Source organism: Citrobacter sp. Cf088, from assembly GCF_030334295.1.
In the GTDB taxonomy this organism is placed as follows: domain Bacteria; phylum Pseudomonadota; class Gammaproteobacteria; order Enterobacterales; family Enterobacteriaceae; genus Citrobacter; species Citrobacter freundii.
In genome coordinates, this window is record NZ_JAOWEE010000052.1 from 227,380 (window position 1) to 250,048 (window position 22,669).

Sequence of the window (22,669 nt, forward strand, 5' to 3'; positions counted from 1 at the left end):
AGATTCCTTGGTAACCGTTACTGTGTGAGCTGTTCTGGAAGCCCTGAAACGTTAACAGAGTTTAGCGAATGGTAGAGAATCTTGTTTTCAATTTTAAAAATCAGATCCCGATTCACTATCGGTTCAAACCTGCCTCAAGAGATTGTCGGCATTTGTTGATTGTCATGTCTGGATTTAATATCCCGGATGCTACTATCTATGACTTTATAATGCTTGATCACTGCCATTCTGCAATTCTATGGGTTAAAGATGATTTTGCCGGTCTGCCAGCCTATTACTTGTGTAATAATATGAATTTCGATATCGAGCAGGGTGTTAGTCTGCTCATTCAGGGGGTGATTGATTTTGTAAAACCTACGAACACGACGATTCTCGGTGCTTCCAAAGGTGGGTCGATGTCAATGTATTACGGTATTAAGCTTAATATTCGGAACATCATTACAGCAGTACCTCAGTTTTATATCGGTAGTTATGTTGCAAAAGGATATTGGACGCAGGTCGGACAACAGATGATGGGCACTATCTCACCGGAGAATATCTCCAGGCTGGATAATCTGCTTCGTGATATTATCTATAAGGATAAATGTAAAACTGCGAATATCTATCTTTTCACCTCACCAAATGATAAGCAGTTTCCTGTCGAGATCGTGCCAAATTTAGAACTTCTGCAAGAATATAATTATTTCAATCTTGTGGAAACTAATTCATCTTTTGCAACAGAACACAATCAAATAACACGATATAACTTGAATATTATTTTATCCATAATCTACCAACTTGAAAATAATATAACACCTGCCTATGGGCGAGTGAAAAATGGAAATGGGTGGTAAGTCAGCAGTTAGCTTTTTATCCTTTTACCTTTCACTGCTCTTCGAAACTCACCCCCTGATAACTCCCTGGTTGGGTTTCGCCTGGTAGAGGTAGTTACCTCTGCTATCACAGAAATAGTCATTTTCTATACATCTTTTGATGTTTGACCTGCCTGAACGATTAGATTTCTATAATCCATTATTAATCAATGTATTGAACAAATAATTCCATTCCTGTAAACCCTCGCTGCAGGGTCTATGCTTAGTAAAAGTAACCAAAAAGGGCGGTTAACCCGAATGCCCCTGCTGTTGAGGGGTTGAAGTGATAATCATTATCACTAACATGGTGTTATAGCTTAAAAGCTAGTGACTCGAGGTAACCCTATGGAATTGCATTCAGGAACATTTAATCCGGACGATTTTGCCTGGCGTGGACTGACGTTAACGCCAGCAGCGGCGGCGCATATCCGTGAACTGGTGGCACAGCAACCCGACATGTTGGGCGTACGCCTGGGCGTGAAGCAAACGGGATGCGCGGGATTCGGCTACGTGCTGGATACCGTCCGCGAGGCCCAAAAAGACGATCTGTTGTTTGAAACGGATGGCGCCAGACTGTATGTGCCTTTACAGGCGATGCCGTTCATCGACGGCACAGAAGTCGATTTTGTTCGCGAAGGATTAAATCAGTTATTTAAATTTCATAACCCGAAAGCCCAGAACGAATGCGGCTGTGGCGAAAGTTTTGGGGTATAGGCGGTACTATGTCTCGTAATACTGAAGCAACTGACGATGTCAACACCTGGGCTGGTGGGCACCTTAATTACAAAGAGGGCTTCTTCACCCAACTGCAAACCGATGAGCTGGCGAAAGGGATCAACGAAGAAGTCGTGCGTGCGATTTCGGCAAAACGTAATGAACCCGACTGGATGCTGGAATTCCGCCTGAATGCCTTTCAAGCGTGGCAAACCATGGAAGAGCCGCACTGGCTAAAAGCGCACTACGACAAGCTGAATTATCAGGAGTATAGCTATTATTCCGCACCGTCCTGCGGTAACTGCGATGAAACCTGCGCGTCTGAGCCGGGAGCGGTGCAGCAAACGGGGGCGAATGCGTTTTTAAGTAAAGAGGTCGAGGATGCCTTTGAACAGCTTGGCGTACCGGTCCGTGAAGGCAAAGAGGTGGCGGTTGATGCTATTTTTGACTCGGTATCGGTGGCGACCACCTATCGCGACAAACTGGCGGAACAGGGCATTATTTTCTGTTCGTTCGGTGAGGCGATTCACGATCATCCTGAGCTGGTAAAACAATATCTGGGCACAGTGGTTCCGGGTAATGACAACTTCTTTGCCGCGCTGAATGCAGCGGTGGCATCTGACGGCACGTTTATTTATGTACCGAAAGGCGTGCGTTGCCCCATGGAGCTGTCGACCTATTTCCGTATCAATGCGGAGAAAACCGGGCAGTTTGAACGCACTATTCTGGTCGCGGATGAGGGCAGCTACGTCAGCTATATCGAAGGCTGTTCGGCTCCGGTGCGCGACAGCTACCAGCTGCATGCGGCGGTGGTAGAAGTCATCATCCACAAAAATGCTGAAGTGAAATACTCGACGGTGCAAAACTGGTTCCCCGGGGATGGTAACACCGGCGGCATTTTGAACTTCGTCACCAAGCGCGCTCTGTGCGAAGGTGAAAACAGCAAAATGTCGTGGACGCAGTCGGAAACCGGCTCGGCCATTACCTGGAAATACCCAAGTTGCATTTTGCGTGGCGACAACTCTATCGGCGAATTCTACTCCGTGGCCCTGACCAGTGGTCATCAGCAGGCCGATACAGGCACCAAGATGATCCACATCGGTAAAAACACCAAATCGACCATTATCTCGAAAGGGATCTCCGCCGGACACAGCCAGAACAGCTATCGCGGTTTAGTGAAAATCATGCCGACCGCCACCAACGCCCGCAACTATACCCAATGTGACTCGATGCTGATCGGGGCGGATTGCGGAGCGCACACATTCCCATATGTGGAGTGTCGTAACAACAGCGCCCAGCTCGAGCACGAAGCCACGACGTCGCGCATTGGTGAAGATCAGCTGTTTTACTGCCTGCAGCGCGGTATCAGCGAAGAGGATGCCATTTCGATGATCGTGAATGGTTTCTGTAAAGACGTGTTCTCTGAACTGCCGCTGGAATTTGCCGTGGAAGCGCAAAAACTTCTCGCCATAAGTCTTGAACACAGCGTCGGTTAAAATTTAAGGAAAGCACATGTTAAGCATCAAAGATTTACAGGTCAGTGTGGAAGATAAGGCGATCCTGCGTGGGCTGAGTCTTGAAATTCGCCCCGGAGAAGTGCACGCCATTATGGGGCCAAATGGTTCCGGGAAAAGTACGCTTTCCGCCACCCTGGCCGGACGTGATGACTATGAAGTCACCGGCGGGACGGTAGAATTCAACGGTAAGGATTTACTGGAACTGTCACCGGAAGACCGGGCCGGTGAAGGGATCTTTATGGCATTCCAGTATCCGGTGGAAATCCCCGGCGTCAGTAATCAGTTTTTCCTGCAAACGGCACTGAATGCGGTGCGCACCTACCGTGGCGAAGAGTCACTGGACAGGTTTGACTTCCAGGATCTGATGGAAGAAAAAATTGCGTTGCTGAAGATGCCGGAAGATTTGCTCACGCGTTCGGTCAACGTTGGTTTCTCCGGCGGTGAGAAAAAGCGTAATGACATTTTGCAAATGGCGGTGCTGGAGCCTCAGTTGTGCATTCTGGATGAGTCGGACTCCGGGCTGGATATCGATGCACTGAAAATCGTCGCCGACGGCGTGAACTCGCTACGCAACGGGCAACGCTCATTCATTATCGTCACCCATTATCAACGCATCCTGGACTATATCAAACCCGATTATGTTCATGTTCTCTACCAGGGGCGAATAGTGAAGTCCGGTGATTTTACGCTGGTCAAACAACTGGAGGAGCAAGGTTATGGCTGGCTTAGCGAACAGCAGTAACGTGCTGCAACAGTGGCACCATCTGTTTGAAACGCAAGGTGAGACGCGCTCGCAACATGCCCAGCAGCATCTGCAGCAGATGCTGCGTCTGGGGCTACCAACGCGTAAGCATGAGGACTGGAAATACACGCCGCTGGAGGGGTTAACCAATAGCCAGTTTGTCAGTCATGTCTCTGAGATAACGTCTGCCCAGTGTGAAGCGTTAGCGCCGGCAATTGATGCCATTCGACTGGTATTTATCGACGGGCAATTCTCTCCAACGCTGAGCGACAGAGCGGAAGGTAGTGGTTTTGACATTACCATTGACGATGCGCGCCAGATGCTGCCAGCGGCTATCCAACCGGAAGTGTTTCTGCACCTGACCGAAAGCCTGTCGCGTAGCGTCACTCACATTCAGGTGAAGCGTAACCAGCGCCCAGCGAAACCGCTGCTGCTGCTGCACATTACCCAGGGGCTGGCGGGCGATGAGGTGAACACGGCGCACTATCGCCACCATCTGGAGCTGGCGGAAGGCGCAGAAGCCACCGTTATTGAACACTATGTCAGCCTCAGCGAGCTTCGCCATTTCACCGGCGCACGTTTAACCATGAATGTCGCGGCGAATGCGCACTTGCGCCACATCAAACTGGCGTTTGAGAACTCACAGAGCCACCATTTCGCGCATAATGACATTCAATTGGGGGCGGATGCCACGGCCGCCAGCCACAGTTTTTTACTCGGTGATGCGGTGCTGCGTCATAACACCAGCACCCAGCTTAACGGCGAAAACACCACGCTTCGGCTCAACAGCCTGGCAATGCCGGTGAAAAATGAAGTCTGCGACACCCGCACCTGGCTTGAGCATAACAAAGGATATTGCAACAGCCGCCAGCTGCATAAAACGATCGTCAGCGATAAGGGGCGGGCGGTATTCAATGGCCTGATCAACGTCGCTCAGCACGCTATTAAAACCGATGGCCAGATGACCAACAATAATTTGCTGCTTGGTAAACTGGCGGAAGTGGATACCAAGCCGCAGCTTGAAATCTATGCCGACGACGTGAAATGCAGTCACGGGGCGACGGTAGGGCGGATCGACGACGAGCAGATGTTCTATTTGCGTTCGCGCGGGATCGGCCAGCAAGATGCCCAACAAATGATTCTCTATGCGTTTGCCGCTGAGCTAACGGAAGCCCTGGGCGAGGAAACGCTGAAACAACAGGTACTGGCACGGATCGCCCAACGCTTGCCGGGAGGCGTAGCATGACATTTCCCATTGAAAAAGTGCGGGCCGATTTTCCGGTTCTGACGCGTGAAGTGAATGGTTTACCGTTGGCGTATCTGGACAGCGCCGCGAGCGCGCAAAAGCCGAACCAGGTGATTGATGCCGAAGCCGAGTTCTACCGTCACGGCTATGCGGCGGTCCACCGCGGTATCCATACGCTGAGCGCTCAGGCTACGGAAAAAATGGAGAATGTGCGCAAGCTCGCTTCGCTATTTATTAACGCCCGCACCGCCGAAGAGCTGGTGTTTGTTCGCGGTACGACGGAGGGCATCAACCTGGTGGCGAACAGCTGGGGCAGCAGCAATGTGCGGGCGGGCGATAACATTATCATCAGCGAAATGGAGCACCATGCCAATATTGTGCCCTGGCAGATGCTGTGTGCCCGCGTAGGTGCAGAACTGCGCGTTATCCCGCTCAATGACGATGGTACGTTGCAGCTGGAAACGCTGCCGACGCTGTTTGACGATCGCACGAAGCTGTTGGCGATTACCCACGTATCTAACGTGCTGGGCACGGAAAACCCGTTGGGTGAGATGATCGCGCTGGCGCATCAATACGGTGCGAAAGTGCTGGTGGATGGCGCGCAGGCGGTGATGCATCATCAGGTGGATGTGCAGGCGCTGGATTGCGATTTTTATGTTTTCTCCGGGCATAAACTTTACGGGCCAACCGGTATTGGCATTCTGTATGCCAGAGAGTCGCTGCTGCAGGAGATGCCGCCGTGGGAAGGCGGTGGTTCAATGATTGCGACGGTGAGTTTGAGTCAGGGAACAACGTGGGCCAAAGCGCCCTGGCGGTTTGAAGCCGGAACGCCAAACACCGGCGGCATTATCGGACTCGGCGCGGCTATTGAATATATTTCAGCGCTGGGGCTGACTGAAATCAGCGAATATGAACAGTTCATGATGCGCTATGCGTTGGAACAGCTGGCGGATGTGCCGGATTTAACAATCTACGGACCGGATAACCGTCTGGGTGTGATTGCGTTTAACCTCGGCAAGCATCACGCCTATGACGTCGGGAGTTTTCTTGATAACTATGGCATCGCCGTGCGGACGGGGCATCACTGCGCAATGCCGCTGATGGCCTATTATAACGTTCCCGCTATGTGCCGGGCGTCGATTGCAATGTATAACACCCATGAAGAAGTGGATCGCCTGGTAACGGGCCTCAAGCGTATTCACCATTTACTGGGCTAACAGGGAGGCGTTATGGCTGCGCTACCGGATAAAGAAAAGTTGTTGCGTAATTTTCTGCGTTGCGCTAATTGGGAAGAGAAATACCTGTACATTATTGAACTGGGTCAGCGTTTGCCGGAACTAAACGACGACTTACGCTGCCCGGAAAATAGCATTCAGGGATGCCAAAGCCAGGTATGGATTGTTATGCGTCAGAATGGCGAAGGGATTATTGAATTACAGGGCGACAGTGATGCGGCAATTGTGAAAGGGCTTATTGCCGTGGTATTCATTTTGTATGATCGCATGACGGCCCAGGATATTGTGAATTTTGATGTGCGCCCGTGGTTTGAAAAAATGGCGCTCGCACAGCATCTCACACCGTCTCGTTCACAAGGGCTGGAGGCGATGATTCGGGCTATTCGCGCCAAAGCCGCAACTCTTAGCTAAACTGATAAAACACGTCAACTTTCAGACCGACTTGAAAGCGTTCGTGTAAGGCAACGCAGTGACTCGTAGGCCGGATCGGGCGCTCGCCGCCGTCCGGCAAGAACGCCAGGGGGGTGAGTGAGTATGAAACGCGCGTCTGTTATTACGTTAATGCTAATCGGCGCCTACAGCGCTATTCAGGCCGCATGGGCGGTCGATTATCCTTTGCCCCAGGCGAACAGCCGCCTTGTTGGGCAAAACCAAACCTACACCGTGCAGGAAGGCGATAAAAACCTACAGGCGATAGCCCGTAAGTTTGATACCGCTGCAATGCTGATCCTTGAAGCCAACAATACTATTGCCCCCGTACCTAAACCCGGAACGCTGATCACTATTCCCTCACAATTACTGCTACCGGATGCACCACGCGAAGGCATTATTGTGAATCTGGCGGAATTGCGTCTGTATTACTTCCCGCCGGGAGAGAATATTGTTCAGGTATTCCCGATTGGTATCGGTTTGCAGGGGTTGGAAACGCCGGTAATGGAAACCCGGGTTGGGCAGAAAATCCCGAATCCAACCTGGACCCCTACACCAGGCATCCGTAAACGCTCTCTGGAGCGTGGCATCACATTACCGCCTGTTGTACCTGCTGGACCAAATAACCCGTTAGGACGCTTTGCACTGCGTCTGGCACATGGAAACGGTGAATATCTGATCCATGGCACCAGCGCACCGGACAGCGTGGGCCTGCGAGTGAGTTCTGGGTGTATTCGCATGAACGCGCCGGATATCAAAGCGTTGTTTGCTCAGGTCCGCACAGGCACGCCGGTCAGGGTAATTAATGAGCCGATAAAATATTCGATAGAGCCGAATGGCATGAGGTATGTCGAAGTGCATCGACCGCTGTCGCCGGAAGAGGAACAAAACGTCCAGACCATGCCGTATGTGCTACCAGCCGGCTTTACCCAGTTTAAAGACAATAAAGCGGTGGATAACAGTCTGGTGGAAAGGGCGTTGTATCGTCGTGCAGGTTATCCGGTCACCGTCACTGCCGGGCAAGCATCGGTCGCGAGCAATGGGCCAGAAGTGAAGTCTGCGCAAAATGGTGTGCCGGGAGAAGATGCTGAGGTGCGCGCTACGCAATAACAGGGAAGGGGAATTCAGAGCAAAAAAATGGCGCACAATGTGCGCCATTTTTATTACACAGATACTATTACTTGCGGTATTTAGTAGCTGCGTTGTCCAGACGCTGGTTAGCGCGAGCTGCGTCATCTTTAGCAGCCTGAACGTCGGAACGCATTGCGTTCACGTCGTTGCTCAGCTGGTCAACTTTAGCGTTCAGAGTCTGAACGTCAGAAGACAGCTGATCGATTTTAGCGTTGCTGGAGCAACCTGCCAGCAGAGTAGAACCCAGGATTACCGCGCCCAGTACCAGTTTAGTACGATTCATTATTAATACCCTCTAGATTGAGTTAATCTCCATGTAGCGTTACAAGTATTACACAAAGTTTTTTATGTTGAGAATATTTTTTTGATGGGAATGCACTTATTTTTGATCGTTCGCTCAAAGAAGCATCGAATTGTGCAAAAACGGCTAAAAAACCGAGTGAAAACAGAAAGCTTCCATCGGATTCATCTTAGATAATCACGGATTAGATAGTGAAATCCGATTTGATTTTTTATTAATTGTGGCTATCGATTAAATAAAAAAAGCGCCACCAGGGCGCTTTTTTAAGCAAATTAATTCGCGATGGAATTATTACAGCACGTGAACGGATGCGGTGTTGGTGGTGCCGCTCGGAACCAGTGCACCAGAAACCATAACCACAACGTCACCTTTCTGAGCCAGACCGCTTTCCAGAGCGACTTCTTTACCCAGGCGATAGAAATCATCGGTAGAGCTGATTTCTTTAACCACCTGTGCAACAACGCCTTTGCTCAGCACCAGCTGACGCGCGGTAGTTTCGTTGGTGGTCAGCGCCAGGATGGTAGCATCCGGGAAGTATTTACGTACTGCACGAGCAGATTTACCACCCTGGGTTGCGACGACGATCAGCGGCGCGTCCAGTTTTTCAGCAGTTTCAACCGCGCCACGGCAAACGGCTTCGGTGATGCGCAGTTTGCGGCTGTCGTTGTTGAAGTCCAGACGGCTGGTCATCACACGGTCAGTACGCTCACAGATGGTCGCCATGATGGTAACGGCTTCCAGCGGGTATTTACCTTTTGCTGACTCGCCAGACAGCATTACTGCGTCGGTACCGTCGAGGATGGCGTTCGCTACGTCACCGGCTTCTGCACGGGTCGGACGCGGGTTTTTGATCATGGAATCCAGCATCTGGGTCGCAGTGATAACGACTTTACGTGCGCGGATACATTTTTCGATGATCATTTTCTGCGCGAAAATAACTTCTTCAACCGGGATCTCAACGCCCATATCGCCACGCGCAACCATGATGCCGTCAGACGCTTCGAGGATTTCGTCGAAGTTGTTCAGGCCTTCCTGGTTTTCGATTTTGGAGATGATCTGGATGTTTTCGCCGCCGTGCGCTTTCAGGTGCTCACGGATTTCAACGACGTCAGAACGTTTACGGATAAAGGACGCTGCAACGAAGTCAACGCCTTGCTCGCAACCGAAGATCAGGTCTTGTTTGTCTTTTTCAGCCAGTGCTGGCAGTGCGATGGAAACGCCCGGCAGGTTAACACCTTTGTTTTCGCCCAGGTCGCCGTTGTTCAGCACTTTACAGATAACTTTGTTACCTTCGATGGCGGTAACTTCCATGCCGATCAGACCATCGTCAACCAGAACGGTGTTGCCGACGGACAGATCTTTCGTGAAGCCTTCATAAGTAACAGCAACGATTTCGTTGTTGCCTACGACAGATTTGTCGGTGGTGAAGGTGAAGGTCTGGCCTGCTTTCAGGGAAACGTCGTTACCGCCTTCCAGTTTGATGGTACGGATTTCCGGACCTTTGGTGTCGAGCAGGATTGCTGCTTTCTTGCCGGTTTTGCTCATGACGTTGCGCAAATTCTTGATGCGCTGACCGTGTTCTGCATAGTCGCCGTGAGAGAAGTTCAGACGCATGACGTTCATGCCCGCGTCCAGCATTTTGGTTAACATCTCTTCGGATTCGGTTTTCGGACCGATGGTGCAAACAATTTTCGTCTTTTTCATGACAGTCTTAGTCTTTAAGTTGAGAAGGATATGGAAATCTGGCTCCCGCCGCGCACGGACGGGAAGCTAAACCTGAGTTACGAAAGTTGTGATGCCTCGCTCTAAGGATAGGTGACATCGAAAGAGCGTGCAGAGGAATGTGTGCTTGTGTTTCAGCCCAACGGGATGGTGATTTTTGTAGTCGTTGAGTTTTACAGGTCAATGTGCTGAAACCATTCAAGAGACAATTGGCGCGCATTATACGCTGAAAATTATCAAAAAGGAAAATGGAAACAGCGTTTCAAAACACTTCTGTGCACTTTTACAAAGAATCAGCATTAAATTGTTTCGGGTTGGTTAACAAAACACCGCCCAACTTCAGACGGTGTTGCGCAACAAGAAAAAAATAACGTGTTGCAAACTCAGCATTCAGCCTTAGTCGAGCAGCTTTCGCCCCTCAAGATCGATATGGATGTCCTGCTTATGCGCTTTCCGATACCACAGAACCGCCAGACCGATTACAGACCAGATAACCCCGAGCGTCAGCGCGTGAATGTTCATATTCATACAGACATAACCAATGACGACCATCCCCAGCACAGGAGAAATCACATGAGGGACAAAACGACGATGCTCTTTCATCTTTACGTTGTAGAGCACGAAGACACTCAGGTTCACCATAAAGAATGCGAAAAGCGCACCGAAGTTGACAAGGGTGGATATGGATTCAATTTTCCCGGAAAACAAGTAACTAAGGAATAGTGTCACAGCCCCGGTGAACAGAATTGCATAGTCAGGTGTTTTTCTTTTACTGTGCACATGCGCCAGAAATGTGGGTAACATTTTATCTCGCCCCATAGAGAACAGGACGCGCGATACGGCGGTTTGCGCCGTAATGATATTCCCGACTGCGCAAACGAACGCTACGATGATAGAAAATGCAACTTTAAGCCAGATGCCGCCAACATCGCCTGCAATCGTGAAAAAGGCCTCGTTAGTTTCTGTACCTTCCGCAAAACTGTCGATTTTACCCGTAGCGAATGCGGCAAAGGTCACCACAATAATAAACAGCACGGTGGCCAGGATAAGGGCGAGAAGGGTTGCCTTACTGACTGCTTTCCCGCCGCCTTCGCTTTCTTCACTTAGGGTACTAATGGCATCAAATCCGAGGAAGTTGAGCGCCGCAACAGAGATCGCGGTAGCAATTAAGCCAGGCGTAAACCACTGAGAATCAAAAAAAGGTTTGAAAGAAAATGACACGTGGCTGCTATCAAGCATCAGCAGTCGCAAAATCAGCACCACAAAAATGGCCAGAATACCGAGTTGAATAAAGACTAGCAGTTTGTCGAATTTAGCCGTTTGTTGTATTCCCAAATAATTTATGCCCGTTCCGATAGCCACATAAATTAACGGCCATACCCAAATCGGTATTTGCGGAAGTATTGCATGAACAGCAACACCGCCCAGGACGGCAACCAGCGTAGGGAATAACAGATAATCCAGCAACAAAATCCATCCGGTGAGAAAACCCACAGCGGGGTTGATGCACACGCCTGCATAGGTATAAGCCGACCCGGAGGATGAGATGTGCTTTGATAATGTTGAATAGCTGTGGGCGGTAAAAAACATCGCGATAGCGCCAATAATATACACGAGCGCGACCATGCCATGAGATAAATTATATACGACGCCATAGAGAGAAACCGGCGCGATCGGCACCATAAATACCAGCCCGTACAGCACCAAATCTGTGAGAGATAACTTTTTTATTTTACTCATAGTAAACACCTCAATTCGTGTTAATCAAGGCCTCGTAAAAACTCACGGACAGCAGTGAGGCAAGGCTCGGTATTTTCTTCATGTGGGTTATGGCTGCTGTCAGGAATCGTGACACCCCGACAGTGGGTTATATGGGTAATAAGCGGTTGAACGACCTGTGATGTCGCCTGATCATACTCACCATGAAGGACTAATCCTGGGCATCGAATCTTGTGCAATGAACGGGTGATGTCCCACTGCGCCAGCAAGCCATTCACCGCAAGTTCATTCGCGCCCCATAGCACATGGTAGGCGGTGGGATCGGCGGCAAATTGCGCATCAGAACGCTGAATATGCAGCGGTTCTTTCGCCAGGGAATAAACATGTTTTTTGTAGTAGGCAATAAGTTGTTCAGGCGGATGCTGATAGATTTTTGCCTGCATAATGGCATCGTCTGACATTGCATCAGCGCCAGTCGTGAGTTCTTTAAACAATCGCAGTACTTCGCTTTGCCAAAGTGGGATGCTGGCGGGAGCGCTGGCATATATCACACCACTTAACCCTTCCGGTTGCGTGCAGGCGTGCTCTGCTGCCAGCATACCTCCCCAGGAATGTCCGAGTAATGAATATCGCTGACCAATATTCAGATGACTGATTAATTGGCGAAGTTGCTGAAGATAACGTTCTATTGTCCAGAATGAGGCATCCGCCAGCGGAAAATGCGTCGAACGACCACAGCCATATTGATCGTAAAATATCACCATGCGTCCATCATCAGACAGCTCATGATAATTTAATAGATAATCAAAACCGCCTGATGGACCGCCGTGTAAGATAATTAATGGCATTAATTGAGATGCCGGGTCGCCATAAATACGATAGCTGGTTAATATGCTATCGCAAAACATTTCACCATATTTGTAGTGACTTTGCATATTTTTAACCGATACGGAAGAAAAAGGGCAGGTGATTCAATAATCACCTGCAGATTGGCATTTATTTTTTAATTGCTTGCAGAACGTTACACCAGAATGACTTGTAATGTTCCCATTGCATAAATTGCGGACTTCCCCAGTGCGGTGCGCAATCACTGGCAAAACAGCCGACTTTGCCTTTATTGTACTCACCGAGAACTAATAGTGGGTCGTCATTTATTTTGACCAACGTGATGCTGTTTACCTTGGCACGCAATTTGTTATAACCGAGCAAGGGGGGCCACTGTGTCAGGTCTTGCGTAATGACATGCTGTTCCTCCGTGTTGATTGGGCAGCATCCTTCCGGAATTTCAACGCGATCATCATGCTCCAGCATTTCGACAGGCAAAACTTCGGCCAGCAGGGTGTTTTTATAATTTGCTTTCGCTTCAATGCCGGTGAAGGAAAGGTATCCACCAATCATTAACAGACCGCCGCCATTTGAGACATATTCTTTAATCAGCGCTAACGCATTCGGGATGATATTCATCTGATAAAAAGTTTTGTTTTGCAACAAAAAGGTATTGCTGCCTATATCGCTAATCACGATAGCATCGTATATATCAAGTTCCTCTACCGTCTGCGGGAAGCGGGTTTGTACAATATGCGCTGGCATGTAGTCGATAGTGATATTTTGCTGGCGCAGACAGGATAATAGATAGTCAGCGCCTTCTTCGTATTTACTGGATGTGAAGCTGTCATATCCCTTAGAATGAATCATATGAATATGCCATGACTCACCGATAAATAAAATTTTCATACTGAGATCCTATTATTTGATATTAATAATATCATGCGATTGAGTGCGCATCCGGTGTAGTACCAGCTCATGCTGCGGCATGCTCGATGCGCCTTCTTGTTCAACTGCCAGTGAAGCAAAGGCAGAGGCATACTGAATGGCTGATACAAGGTCTGATTTACGGGCAAGTGAGGCGGCCAGTGCGCCATTAAATGCATCACCCGCGCCCGCAGCATCTTTGACGACGGCACTCCAGGCTGGGATAAACAAAGTACGGTGGCGTTCGCACAGTAATGATCCTTGTGCGCCGAGAGTGATAATGACCTTCTCAACGCCTGATTGCAGAATGATATTTCCTGCTTTTTGGGCATCATCAATATTTAAGATTGTAATACCCGATAAAAATGATGCTTCTGTTTCATTAGGTGTTAAAATATCTATTGATGGTAATAAACGGCTAACATTTTTGGTGTAAGGTGCCGGATTCAAAATAATTGTCTTGTTTGCTAATTTACCCAAGCGAACAAATTCTTCAATAGCATCGATATTAGTCTCCAGTTGCATTAGCAAAACGTTAGCTTCAGATATATGACCCTGCTGTTCATTAATTTCGTGCCTGGTTAGCATCATATTGGCACCAGGATAGATAGCAATGATATTATCACCATCCTGCTCTGAAACATAAATTAATGCACTTCCGGTGGGTGCATCATCAGTCTGATAAGCACAATATGAATTTATACCAGATTGGATAATATGATTGAGGGCAAAAGAGCTAAACTGATCTTTACCTACTTTAAAAATAAAGTGGACGTCGGTGCCAGCATTATTTGCGGCCAATGCCTGATTAGCACCTTTACCTCCTGGATAAAAACCGAACTGGCTTGCGAGGATTGATTCACCGCTTTGCGGAAGCCAGGGGACGGTAGCCGATACATCAATATTAAATGAACCTAAAATACAAACTTTTCCCGACATTTTCGTGCCTTCTCTATGTAATCGAAAATCTTTGTTTGCCGGAGTTGAAATTGTGCCGGAGATATCAATTTTATTTTCTGTTATCAACTTGCTTAATGCCTGGCGGTTAACAATACCACCACCGTAACAACGCAAAAGCATACCTGTTTTCTGAAAATAACAAAGGTCTGAACGAATAGTCTCCTGGCTAACATTAAAAAGAACGGCGAGTTTGCTCACGCTGACACTATGATCTTTGATGAGCAAGTTAAGAATAGATGTACGCCTTTCTTCTTTAAACATTAAAGCCTCCGTGTATTTTGCTGAATTGTATTTATAGTAATGTTGCCATGTGGTGAAATGAATCACAGATCATGCTGTAAACCGGAAGCAAAACCAAATTATTGAGAATAATAAAAAGTGGATTACACGTTCTTTATTTTTATATGTTTACAATTAATGGACGATATCTTGTGAGCGCAGTCATATATTAGTTTTGCAACTTCCTATATCTCATTTAAAAGATGCAGGCTTGCTCGATTCAGTTATAAATTGATATGGGTTGAGACAAAAAAAACAGTGAACAAAAATGTCAGGAGTTTTTCCATCATCGTGGCTGGGATAGAACGGATATTTGTTCAGTGTTCGCGACATATATATCTAAATGTTATATCAAATACTTTTTAATTCATTTTAAAAGGCAATTCCGCTGATTACACTCGTTTGGACATCCATACTGCTAAACAGCCAAAAGCGATAGCAGAAGAACAATAAGCAGCAGCGGATACCCAAACGACATGATTGTCCTGAAAAATATTTCGAAAGTGTTTACGCCAGGCAGGCTTGCCATCACCGCTGTCGATAACGTCAACCTGACGGTTGAACAGGGACAGATTTACGGCATTATTGGTTACAGCGGGGCAGGTAAAAGCACCTTAATTCGTTTGCTCAATGGGCTGGAAAAACCGACTTCCGGCAGCGTGATGATTAACGGCCACGATATCTCTGCCGCCCGTGGGGAATCGTTACGCCAGGCACGACTGAAAATCAGCATGGTGTTTCAACACTTCAATTTGCTGTGGTCACGGACCGTTAGCGAAAATATTGCTTTCTCTATGCAAATCGCTGGCGCGTCCAAAACGTCCATCAAACAGCGGGTTGCTGAACTGATTACGCTGGTTGGGCTGAGCGGTCGTGAAAATGCGTATCCGTCCCAGCTCAGCGGCGGGCAAAAACAGCGTGTAGGAATTGCCCGCGCGCTGGCGAACAATCCGGATGTCCTGCTGTGTGACGAAGCCACCTCGGCGCTGGATCCGCAAACTACCGATCAGATCCTCGATTTACTCCTCGATATTAACCGTCGCTTCAAATTGACCATTGTGCTGATCACTCATGAAATGCACGTGGTACGCAAAATCTGCGATCGCGTGGCGGTAATGGAAAATGGCAAAGTTGTTGAGGAAGGCGACGTACTCAGCGTCTTTACCCATCCACAGCAGCCGATCACCCAACAGTTCGTTCGTCAGGTGAGCCAGTACACCGAGGAAGACGAGTTTAATCCGCAGCTGGCAAGTGAGCTTGGCGGCGTAGTTATCAAGCTTACGTTTACCGGGCAACGCACGCACCGGCCTGTGGTTGGCGAGTTGACCCTGCGCTATGGCCTGCCATTCAATATCTTGCACGGCAAAATGACGCAAACTGCACACGGTGTGTTTGGTCAACTTTGGGTGCACGTGGTGGCCTCTGAGGAACAATTGAACAATATTTTGGCCGACCTGCGCCAGAGCGACATTGAAGGCGAGGTGATTCAACATGGCTGAAGAACTGTTTCCCCATCTGAAGTGGGAGCAACTGTTAGCGGCAACCCAGGAAACGCTGTATATGACAGCCCTTTCGGGTGCTGCGACCTTTATTCTGGGCATCGCGCTTGGTCTGGCATTGTTCCTGACCGCGCGCGGCGGATTGTTCCCCAACCGAGCGGTATATAGCGCTATTTCGCTGGTGGTGAATATCTTTCGTTCAATCCCATTCATCATTTTGATCGTGCTGCTGATCCCGTTTACCAAAGCGATGGTAGGCACCATTCTCGGCGCCAATGCCGCGTTGCCTGCGCTGATCGTCGGTGCTGCGCCGTTTTATGCTCGTCTGGTCGAAATCGCTCTGCGTGAAGTGGATAAAGGCGTTATTGAAGCGACACGTTCGATGGGCGCACGGCTGAGCACGCTTATTTTTCGGGTTTTACTGCCGGAATCCTCTCCTGCTCTGGTGTCCGGGATCACCGTGACGCTAATTGCGCTGGTTAGCTACAGCGCGATGGCAGGGGTAATTGGTGCCGGTGGTTTAGGGAATCTGGCCTATCTGGAAGGATTTCAGCGCAACCACAGCGACGTCACGCTGGTGGCGACGGTGACGATTTTGCTCATTGTCTTCATCATCCAGCTTTGCGGCGATGTGATTACCTCTCTGTTAGATAAACGCTAATAAAATACGGAAACCATTATCATGAAAAAATCACTGACGTTACTCGCCGCAGCAACCTTAAGCGCCCTGAGCTTTGCCTCCTGGGCAGACACTCTGACCGTTGGTGCGTCTAACGTGCCGCACGCGGAGATCCTTGAACAGGCCAAACCGATTCTGGCGAAAAAGGGGATCGATCTGGAGATTAAACCGTTCCAGGATTACATTCTGCCGAACACCGCGCTGGCTGGTCGTGAGATTGACGCTAACTACTTCCAGCATATTCCGTACCTGAACAGTGTGATTAAAGATCATGCGGGCGATAAAACGTATGACTTCGTCAGCGCCGGAGCAATTCACATTGAGCCAATTGGTATCTATTCGAAAAAAGTGAAATCGCTGAAAGATCTACCGGAAGGCGGCAAAGTCATCATGCGCGATGCGGTATCTGAGGAAGGCCGTATTCTGTCGATCTTCGAAAAAGAGGGTGTTATTAAGCTTAAGCCGGGCGTGGATAAAGTAACCGCGCGCATTAGCGATATCGTCGAAAATCCGAAAAAACTGAAGTTCCTGCCAAACGTGGAAGCCGCGCTGTTACCGCAGATGTATAACAACGACGAAGGCGATGCGGTGGTGATTAACGCCAACTACGCCATCGACGCCGGGCTGGATCCGGTGAAAGATCCGATTGCCGTTGAAAGCGGTGAAAACAACCCGTACGCCAACATCATTACCGTGCATCGTGGCGACGAGAAGAAGAAGGATATCGTCGCATTGGTCGATGTCCTGCACTCCAAAGAAATCCAGGACTGGATCCGTACTAAATATAAAGGCGCGGTGATCCCGGTTAATAACTGATCCGCTTTTTGCTGAGTGGCGGCAGTGCCTTATCCGGCCTACGACGTCTTGTAGGCCGGGTAAAACGCGTTCACGCAGAACTACACTCGCTCAATTCTCGCTGGCAACCCCTGACGCACCGACGCACCCGACACCCAGTCAAGCCAGGTATTGGCAACCTGCCGGGTAGGATCCGCAAAGCCCAAATCATTGAGATTAATCCCTGACTTTATCTGTGCATCAAATGCCATTGGCTTGCCGTCGAGCGTATGCTGAGCTGCGCCCATCTCTTTATGCCCGTAACCGTGTTCAATGGCGATGACACCCGGCATGACGCCATGCAGCAGACTTATCTGCGCTTGCGCCTGACCGCCAGGGGTGGTGATACGCACGATATCGCCGTGTGCTAAACCATACCGCTGACCATCCTGCGGATTGAGCGCCACCAGATTAACCGGTTTCAGATGATGAAGGCGCGGGATAACCGCCGTGGCGCTGGACATGGTATTGGATTTAAAGGAAATCAGTTTCAACGGCCACTCTTGATCCGGGAACAACTCCTCGACCGCACGTCCATCTGACAGACGTGAAGGATACCAGGCCGGGCAGCCGCTGTAGCGCTCGCCGGTAATTGCATGACGGTGCGCGGCGACGTTCGCATTCCAGATTTGGAGCGGTTTTTCCCAGGCATTGCCGACGCGGTTATCAACTCGCCCGCTGATGTCCGGCGCAAAGCGCCCGCCGCGGGAGTAGATAAACGCAACTCGGCTGATTTCATCGGGTTTCAGCGTTTGGGTCATCACAGGCATGATCCGCTGTACTCCGGTCAGCGCTATGTCTTCCGGCTGTGCCTCTGCAACCGGGGCTTTGCCCATAAACGCAATATTGGCGGCGAGGCGCAGGTAGTAATCTTCCGCACGATTCAACGGATAGTGATTACCTTGCGGATCGGTAATCGCATTGTCGCCGAATCCGGGTAGCCCAATGCGCTTTGCCACTGCGATACAGAAAGATTCCATCGAGGCCGGTTGACCGTCAGCCGTGAGGCTGGTCGCAGGTCTGACGACAGGCCAACGCGCGGTGGTGGCTTTGCTGGCCACGCCTGCCCACGGAGCGCTAAATCCCCAGCTTTCGAAGTTGTGGGTATCCGGCACGATGTAATCTGCCAGCGCCGTGGTTTCGTTCATAAAGGCGTCAATCGCGATAAACAGCGGCAAACGAGCAGGATCCTTGAGCTTTTCTTCCGCCACGGCGCGCAACCCTGCAATGCCGTAGAACGGATTGGTCATGTTTGAGATCCAGGCTTTCAGCGGATAAGGGTAACCTTCAAGCGCCGAGACGAGGAGTTCGGTAAGCTGACCTGCGACAAACGGATACCACGGGGCCTTAGCCGGGAAGGGGGATTGTCCGGCAGCTACCTTATTGCGGTACTCTTCGGAAGACTCATAAGCGGTTTTACTGCGCGCGATGCTTAACCCTTTCGGTTTTACCTTCCCGGCGAAGCTGTCCATGTTGTAGCGCGGACCGTCGGTGGCACCATTGAATTTGCCGCCACCAACAAACACACCGCCTTCAAGACTGAGGTTGCCAATCAGCGCATTGAGCATCATTACCGACCAGGCGTTATAAAATCCATTGCCTGCCATCATTCCGCCGTGCGTAATTACTGCCGCTTTACGTCCGTGGCGGGTGAATGCGTCGGCCAGAGCGCCAATGTCTGCTTCTGACACCCCACACTGCTGGCTGTACTGCGTTAGCGACAGTTTCTCTGCGGACTCTCGCAGACACTGGAAGCTGCTTTTTACCGTTACCGTCTGCCCGTCAGCCAGCGTCACCTCGCGGGTAACAAACAGTTGCGCACGCGGGCAACTGTTGGCGGCGACAATCTCACCGGCCTCGTTGACGACCACCGGCTCCTGGGCGGCGTTTGTGCTCAGATGGGCGAGGGTCAGGTGTTGTCCGGCAAGTGTTGGAATTTCATCGGTAATCACAAGATGAGTGGCGTTAGTCCAGCTTTTTTCTCCTGCCTGCTGCATGGCCTGCATGCCGGGAATGGCGAGATAATCAGCGTTATAGCGTTGTTTATCGATAATCCAGCTTATCATCCCCATCGCCAGCGCGGAGTCGCTTCCCGGTCGTACGGGCTGCCAGTGGCCGCGATCGTCAGCCAGCACCGTGGTTAATGGCAGGGCGGGCGCTACCACAACATAGCGGAAGTCGTCACGTAAACGGGCGCTGGCCAACTGGCGGGCCTGGCGCTTAAACGGGTTGCCGGATTGCGCCGGAGAGGTGCCCATAAACAGCGCGAATTCGACGTTATCCCAGTCTGGTTTCACGTGGGTATTTTTATCCAGATCGCCCATTAACGCACCGGAACCGGCCCGATAGGCCAGACCGCAGTAAGCGCCATGAGCACCGAAATTTTTACTGCCGAAACTGTTCAGTGCGAAGCGACGTAGAAAGGTATCACGTCCTTCATCGCTGGTATTAGTGACCAGCAGTTGATTGGATTTTGGGCCAAAGCCGGGATGTTTCGCATCAAGCGGTGTAGCGGGATCGTGGATGGCTCTCAGACCATCAACGTGGCCTTCACCAAACAGATCTCCGCCTTCCACCACCTCTTTGATCAGCTGTTCGAAGCTGATGCGCTGCCATTTTCCCTCACCGCGCTTACCGACGCGCTTCATGGGCTCCAGAATACGTAACGGGCTGTACAGACCTTCGAGTAAAGTTGCACCACGGGCGCAGGCGGTGGAACGTGCGTCAAGACCTGACTCCCCGGCCAACTGTTCCATTGCCGTGGTAAAGGGGACGGAGGCGTCTATATGGTGCTCGTGCGACAACGGATGATAAGGGTTGCCCGCAATGCGCAGCACCTTGCCTTGCTCAGTGTCAACGCGAACCCGCACGCCACACTGCGTCCAGCAACCAAAACACTGTGTCATGGAGATCACCTGCTGCGGGTTTTGCTGCCAGTGCGGCCGGGTGTTGGCTTCAGGGATGAGCGCGTTTGCAAAGATGCGGTCACGGGTAATTTTGCCCGAGGTTCCATCCAGCAAACCGTCTATCGCGCGCTTTGCCACATCCCGATAACTCAGGCCAAAAGTCACCATGCCACCTACGGCAAGGCCCACTTTAAGCCACTGACGACGGGTTAAATTAGCCATGTTGCATTCTCCTTGCGATCGCGTTCAGGGCTTCACGAACAATAATAATCAGTGCTATCCACAGGCCGAAGGTACCCACAATGGCCAGCCAGCCATCGGTGCCGCTGGGCAGGGTGTAGGGATTAAACTGCGCGTTAAATTTCGGTACGGTCTGCACCTGGATGAGTAACGTCCAGCGCATTAGCCAGCACAGCGCCATGGCGCTAAAAGCGAGTAATATGCGCAGCGGCAGCGACAAGGGGTAACGTACAACCAACCCACAAAGAACAAGTGAAACAAGCCATAACGCAACCCAACCGATAGCGTAGTGTTGTGCTGAAGAAGCCACATCCAGCCATTGGCGGATAGCCGAACCGGAAAGCGTATTACCGCTCGCCCAGATCAACACCACGATAGCCAGTGTGATCAACGTGACCATTTGCCCCCACGCTAGCTTACGCGGCAGTACGCCTTTGCTATTTGTCGTGGCAATAAGCAGGGCAAGAAACGTTTGCAGCGCGCTGAGGAACATCGCAACCGGAAAGGCGTAACTGAACCAGATGGGCCGCGCCTGCACCACCGACACTTCACGGCCGGTGTAAACCAGCAATCCGATGGCGGACAATGCGCTACCAAGTGCTAACCATTTTGTGACGTTGTAACTTTTTAGCGTTAGCCGTTTAACGTGCTGCGCCAGAAACCACAGACCTAAAAAACCGGTAAACAGCGGTAAGAACAGTGCGCCCCACGGCATCCAGGACCAGGGCGTCGGATACGCATAGAAATGCCAGACGCGGGCGGTTTGGTGTAGATCAGCGGTCAGCGCCAGCGGTGCGGTAATCGCGCAGGTCAGGGCGATTAACAGCGTCAGATTCTCCAGATCTGCCGTTTCTTTTTTGCGCCAGTGGAGAACGCAGGCAAACAGTGCGGCGCAGGCGGCAATGCCGATGAAAAAGAAATATTGTACGGCCCAGGGTAACCAGCTTACGTCCTGGGGATGGGCCAGAACCTCGTCGATAATTAGTGAATGGTTCATTTAAACCTCCTGCCAGAGAGCGGGTTGAGCACGTCCAATCAATGGGGTGACAAATGCCTCATCCAGTCCCAGATAGAACACGTGAGGAGACGTACCGCTTTCCGGCTTCAGGACTTTGATGGTGTCATGGTGTTCATGCAGCATTTGTGAAATGCGGCTGTGTGGATCTTTAATATCACCAATGATGCGCGCGCCGCCGACGCAGGATTCTACACAGGCCGGAAGCAGCCCCGCTTCGAGGCGGTGAACGCAGAAGGTACATTTATCGGCGGTTTGCGTTTCATGGTTGATGAATCGCGCATCATAAGGGCAGGCCTGCACGCAATAGGCGCAGCCAACGCAGCGTGTGTTGTCGACCACTACGATGCCGTCTTCGCGTTGGAAAGTGGCCTGTACCGGGCAAACGGGCACGCAAGGGGGATTATCACAATGGTTGCACAGTCGTGGCAGCAGGACGTTGGTGACGCTTTGCTGACCTTCAATCTGTACTTGATACTGGTTGACGAGGGTACGAAATTCGCCCTGTGGCGTCTGATTTTCAATGGCGCAACTGACGGTACAGGCCTGGCAGCCAATACAGCGTCGCAGGTCAACCAGCATGGCGTAGCGATGCTGTTGTGAGCCTTCATGGCGTTCAGGCGAAAAGGGAAATTTCGCCTGAGCCAGCGGAACCAGTGATGCGCCAGCGGTCAGGACGCCAAGTTGCTGGAGAAACTGCCGTTTACTGCTGTCCATATTTTCTCCCGTCACGATGCAACAACGAAACATTGGTCACGCCGTTGATTTGCGTGTGATGAATAAAGAATCTCAATGATTTACAGTGTAAAAATCGTGACGGGGTATACTCTATTGTGGTTAACCACATACCCGGCTTGTTGTTGATCTAAAACAACATAATTGACAGGGATAATTGAGT

Annotated in this window: 21 protein-coding genes; 11 read left to right on the plus strand and 10 right to left on the minus strand. The window is 50.4% G+C overall.

Features of this window, described 5'->3' with window-relative positions; translation table 11 throughout:
• The first annotated feature begins 68 nt into the window (after positions 1 to 68).
• The 8 genes from OGV71_RS12435 (at position 69) to ldtE (ending at position 7,844) form a co-directional block, all read left to right on the plus strand.
• Positions 69 to 833 carry a hypothetical protein gene (locus OGV71_RS12435; RefSeq protein ID WP_286533384.1) on the plus strand — a complete coding sequence of 255 codons (765 nt, stop codon included), beginning with the start codon at positions 69 to 71 and terminating at the stop codon, positions 831 to 833.
• Positions 834 to 1,196: 363 nt separating this feature from the next.
• Positions 1,197 to 1,565: a Fe-S cluster assembly scaffold SufA gene (gene sufA / locus OGV71_RS12440; protein WP_071697211.1), complete on the plus strand. Its 369-nt coding sequence runs from the start codon at positions 1,197 to 1,199 to the stop codon at positions 1,563 to 1,565.
• Between the two features lie 8 nt (positions 1,566 to 1,573).
• Complete coding sequence (sufB, locus tag OGV71_RS12445; protein ID WP_204583636.1) at positions 1,574 to 3,061, plus strand: Fe-S cluster assembly protein SufB; 1,488 nt, start codon at positions 1,574 to 1,576, stop codon at positions 3,059 to 3,061.
• Positions 3,062 to 3,077: 16 nt separating this feature from the next.
• Complete coding sequence (gene sufC / locus OGV71_RS12450) at positions 3,078 to 3,824, plus strand: Fe-S cluster assembly ATPase SufC (protein ID WP_032949160.1); 747 nt, start codon at positions 3,078 to 3,080, stop codon at positions 3,822 to 3,824.
• On the plus strand, positions 3,799 to 5,070 hold the full coding sequence (gene sufD, locus OGV71_RS12455) for a Fe-S cluster assembly protein SufD (RefSeq protein WP_204583634.1): 1,272 nt from the start codon (positions 3,799 to 3,801) through the stop codon (positions 5,068 to 5,070). The genes sufC and sufD overlap by 26 nt, the downstream gene beginning before the upstream one ends.
• Entirely contained in the window at positions 5,067 to 6,287 is a 1,221-nt protein-coding gene (gene sufS, locus OGV71_RS12460; RefSeq protein WP_057064628.1) for a cysteine desulfurase SufS, read from the plus strand. The genes sufD and sufS overlap by 4 nt, the downstream gene beginning before the upstream one ends.
• Positions 6,288 to 6,299: 12 nt before the next feature.
• Entirely contained in the window at positions 6,300 to 6,716 is a 417-nt protein-coding gene (gene sufE / locus OGV71_RS12465) for a cysteine desulfuration protein SufE (RefSeq protein ID WP_003029378.1), read from the plus strand.
• 123 nt (positions 6,717 to 6,839) lie between these two features.
• Positions 6,840 to 7,844 carry a L,D-transpeptidase LdtE gene (gene ldtE, locus OGV71_RS12470; RefSeq protein WP_003029376.1) on the plus strand — a complete coding sequence of 335 codons (1,005 nt, stop codon included), beginning with the start codon at positions 6,840 to 6,842 and terminating at the stop codon, positions 7,842 to 7,844.
• A 67-nt stretch (positions 7,845 to 7,911) separates the two neighbouring features.
• On the opposite strand, the gene lpp is transcribed toward ldtE, so the two are convergent.
• From lpp to OGV71_RS12500, 7 genes are all read right to left on the minus strand, one after another.
• A complete protein-coding gene (lpp, locus tag OGV71_RS12475; protein WP_003029373.1) occupies positions 7,912 to 8,148 on the minus strand; it encodes a murein lipoprotein Lpp in 237 nt (78 codons plus the stop codon).
• 309 nt (positions 8,149 to 8,457) lie between these two features.
• Complete coding sequence (pykF, locus tag OGV71_RS12480; protein ID WP_003029366.1) at positions 8,458 to 9,870, minus strand: pyruvate kinase PykF; 1,413 nt, start codon at positions 9,868 to 9,870, stop codon at positions 8,458 to 8,460.
• 7 nt (positions 9,871 to 9,877) lie between these two features.
• Positions 9,878 to 10,108 carry a protein YnhH gene (ynhH, locus tag OGV71_RS25575; protein ID WP_418219450.1) on the minus strand — a complete coding sequence of 77 codons (231 nt, stop codon included), beginning with the start codon at positions 10,106 to 10,108 and terminating at the stop codon, positions 9,878 to 9,880.
• Positions 10,109 to 10,284: 176 nt separating this feature from the next.
• Positions 10,285 to 11,628, minus strand: coding sequence for an APC family permease (locus OGV71_RS12485; protein WP_003836577.1), 1,344 nt, complete (start codon positions 11,626 to 11,628; stop codon positions 10,285 to 10,287).
• A 20-nt stretch (positions 11,629 to 11,648) separates the two neighbouring features.
• Complete coding sequence (locus OGV71_RS12490; RefSeq protein WP_204583632.1) at positions 11,649 to 12,542, minus strand: proline iminopeptidase-family hydrolase; 894 nt, start codon at positions 12,540 to 12,542, stop codon at positions 11,649 to 11,651.
• Between the two features lie 61 nt (positions 12,543 to 12,603).
• Positions 12,604 to 13,341 carry a glutamine amidotransferase gene (locus tag OGV71_RS12495; protein ID WP_003836572.1) on the minus strand — a complete coding sequence of 246 codons (738 nt, stop codon included), beginning with the start codon at positions 13,339 to 13,341 and terminating at the stop codon, positions 12,604 to 12,606.
• 12 nt (positions 13,342 to 13,353) lie between these two features.
• On the minus strand, positions 13,354 to 14,580 hold the full coding sequence (locus tag OGV71_RS12500; protein WP_003843484.1) for a PfkB family carbohydrate kinase: 1,227 nt from the start codon (positions 14,578 to 14,580) through the stop codon (positions 13,354 to 13,356).
• Between the two features lie 494 nt (positions 14,581 to 15,074).
• Between OGV71_RS12500 and OGV71_RS12505 the strand changes: the two genes are divergently transcribed.
• From OGV71_RS12505 to OGV71_RS12515, 3 genes are read left to right on the plus strand one after another with little or no spacing between them, the layout of a single operon-like run.
• The gene (locus OGV71_RS12505) at positions 15,075 to 16,097 is read left to right on the plus strand and encodes a methionine ABC transporter ATP-binding protein (protein ID WP_032949163.1); all 1,023 of its coding nucleotides are present in this window, start codon (positions 15,075 to 15,077) and stop codon (positions 16,095 to 16,097) included.
• Complete coding sequence (locus tag OGV71_RS12510) at positions 16,090 to 16,758, plus strand: methionine ABC transporter permease (protein WP_003029361.1); 669 nt, start codon at positions 16,090 to 16,092, stop codon at positions 16,756 to 16,758. Before OGV71_RS12505 ends, OGV71_RS12510 begins: the two co-directional genes overlap by 8 nt.
• Before the next feature lie 21 nt (positions 16,759 to 16,779).
• The gene (locus tag OGV71_RS12515) at positions 16,780 to 17,592 is read left to right on the plus strand and encodes a MetQ/NlpA family ABC transporter substrate-binding protein (protein ID WP_071697207.1); all 813 of its coding nucleotides are present in this window, start codon (positions 16,780 to 16,782) and stop codon (positions 17,590 to 17,592) included.
• An 80-nt stretch (positions 17,593 to 17,672) separates the two neighbouring features.
• On the opposite strand, the gene ttrA is transcribed toward OGV71_RS12515, so the two are convergent.
• Genes ttrA through ttrB form a run of 3 tightly spaced genes read right to left on the minus strand, consistent with a single transcriptional unit; the run spans position 17,673 to position 22,488 of the window.
• Complete coding sequence (gene ttrA, locus OGV71_RS12520) at positions 17,673 to 20,738, minus strand: tetrathionate reductase subunit TtrA (RefSeq protein ID WP_204583631.1); 3,066 nt, start codon at positions 20,736 to 20,738, stop codon at positions 17,673 to 17,675.
• Positions 20,731 to 21,753, minus strand: a complete 1,023-nt coding sequence (gene ttrC, locus OGV71_RS12525) for a tetrathionate reductase subunit TtrC (protein ID WP_086504227.1) — start codon at positions 21,751 to 21,753, stop codon at positions 20,731 to 20,733. The genes ttrA and ttrC overlap by 8 nt, the downstream gene beginning before the upstream one ends.
• Positions 21,754 to 22,488, minus strand: coding sequence for a tetrathionate reductase subunit TtrB (gene ttrB, locus OGV71_RS12530; RefSeq protein ID WP_016150151.1), 735 nt, complete (start codon positions 22,486 to 22,488; stop codon positions 21,754 to 21,756).
• Positions 22,489 to 22,669 lie beyond the last annotated feature (181 nt).

Excerpts from the sequence above, each read along its gene's own strand:
- OGV71_RS12435 (WP_286533384.1), top strand. The coding sequence starts at position 69 with ATGGTAGAGAATCTTGTTTTCAATTTTAAAAATCAGATCCCGATTCAC.
- sufA (WP_071697211.1), top strand. The coding sequence starts at position 1,197 with ATGGAATTGCATTCAGGAACATTTAATCCGGACGATTTTGCCTGGCGT.
- sufB (WP_204583636.1), top strand. The coding sequence starts at position 1,574 with ATGTCTCGTAATACTGAAGCAACTGACGATGTCAACACCTGGGCTGGT.
- sufC (WP_032949160.1), top strand. The coding sequence starts at position 3,078 with ATGTTAAGCATCAAAGATTTACAGGTCAGTGTGGAAGATAAGGCGATC.
- sufD (WP_204583634.1), top strand. The coding sequence starts at position 3,799 with ATGGCTGGCTTAGCGAACAGCAGTAACGTGCTGCAACAGTGGCACCAT.
- sufS (WP_057064628.1), top strand. The coding sequence starts at position 5,067 with ATGACATTTCCCATTGAAAAAGTGCGGGCCGATTTTCCGGTTCTGACG.
- sufE (WP_003029378.1), top strand. The coding sequence starts at position 6,300 with ATGGCTGCGCTACCGGATAAAGAAAAGTTGTTGCGTAATTTTCTGCGT.
- ldtE (WP_003029376.1), top strand. The coding sequence starts at position 6,840 with ATGAAACGCGCGTCTGTTATTACGTTAATGCTAATCGGCGCCTACAGC.
- lpp (WP_003029373.1), bottom strand. The coding sequence starts at position 8,148 with ATGAATCGTACTAAACTGGTACTGGGCGCGGTAATCCTGGGTTCTACT.
- pykF (WP_003029366.1), bottom strand. The coding sequence starts at position 9,870 with ATGAAAAAGACGAAAATTGTTTGCACCATCGGTCCGAAAACCGAATCC.
- ynhH (WP_418219450.1), bottom strand. The coding sequence starts at position 10,108 with ATGCGCGCCAATTGTCTCTTGAATGGTTTCAGCACATTGACCTGTAAA.
- OGV71_RS12485 (WP_003836577.1), bottom strand. The coding sequence starts at position 11,628 with ATGAGTAAAATAAAAAAGTTATCTCTCACAGATTTGGTGCTGTACGGG.
- OGV71_RS12490 (WP_204583632.1), bottom strand. The coding sequence starts at position 12,542 with ATGCAAAGTCACTACAAATATGGTGAAATGTTTTGCGATAGCATATTA.
- OGV71_RS12495 (WP_003836572.1), bottom strand. The coding sequence starts at position 13,341 with ATGAAAATTTTATTTATCGGTGAGTCATGGCATATTCATATGATTCAT.
- OGV71_RS12500 (WP_003843484.1), bottom strand. The coding sequence starts at position 14,580 with ATGTTTAAAGAAGAAAGGCGTACATCTATTCTTAACTTGCTCATCAAA.
- OGV71_RS12505 (WP_032949163.1), top strand. The coding sequence starts at position 15,075 with ATGATTGTCCTGAAAAATATTTCGAAAGTGTTTACGCCAGGCAGGCTT.
- OGV71_RS12510 (WP_003029361.1), top strand. The coding sequence starts at position 16,090 with ATGGCTGAAGAACTGTTTCCCCATCTGAAGTGGGAGCAACTGTTAGCG.
- OGV71_RS12515 (WP_071697207.1), top strand. The coding sequence starts at position 16,780 with ATGAAAAAATCACTGACGTTACTCGCCGCAGCAACCTTAAGCGCCCTG.
- ttrA (WP_204583631.1), bottom strand. The coding sequence starts at position 20,738 with ATGGCTAATTTAACCCGTCGTCAGTGGCTTAAAGTGGGCCTTGCCGTA.
- ttrC (WP_086504227.1), bottom strand. The coding sequence starts at position 21,753 with ATGAACCATTCACTAATTATCGACGAGGTTCTGGCCCATCCCCAGGAC.
- ttrB (WP_016150151.1), bottom strand. The coding sequence starts at position 22,488 with ATGGACAGCAGTAAACGGCAGTTTCTCCAGCAACTTGGCGTCCTGACC.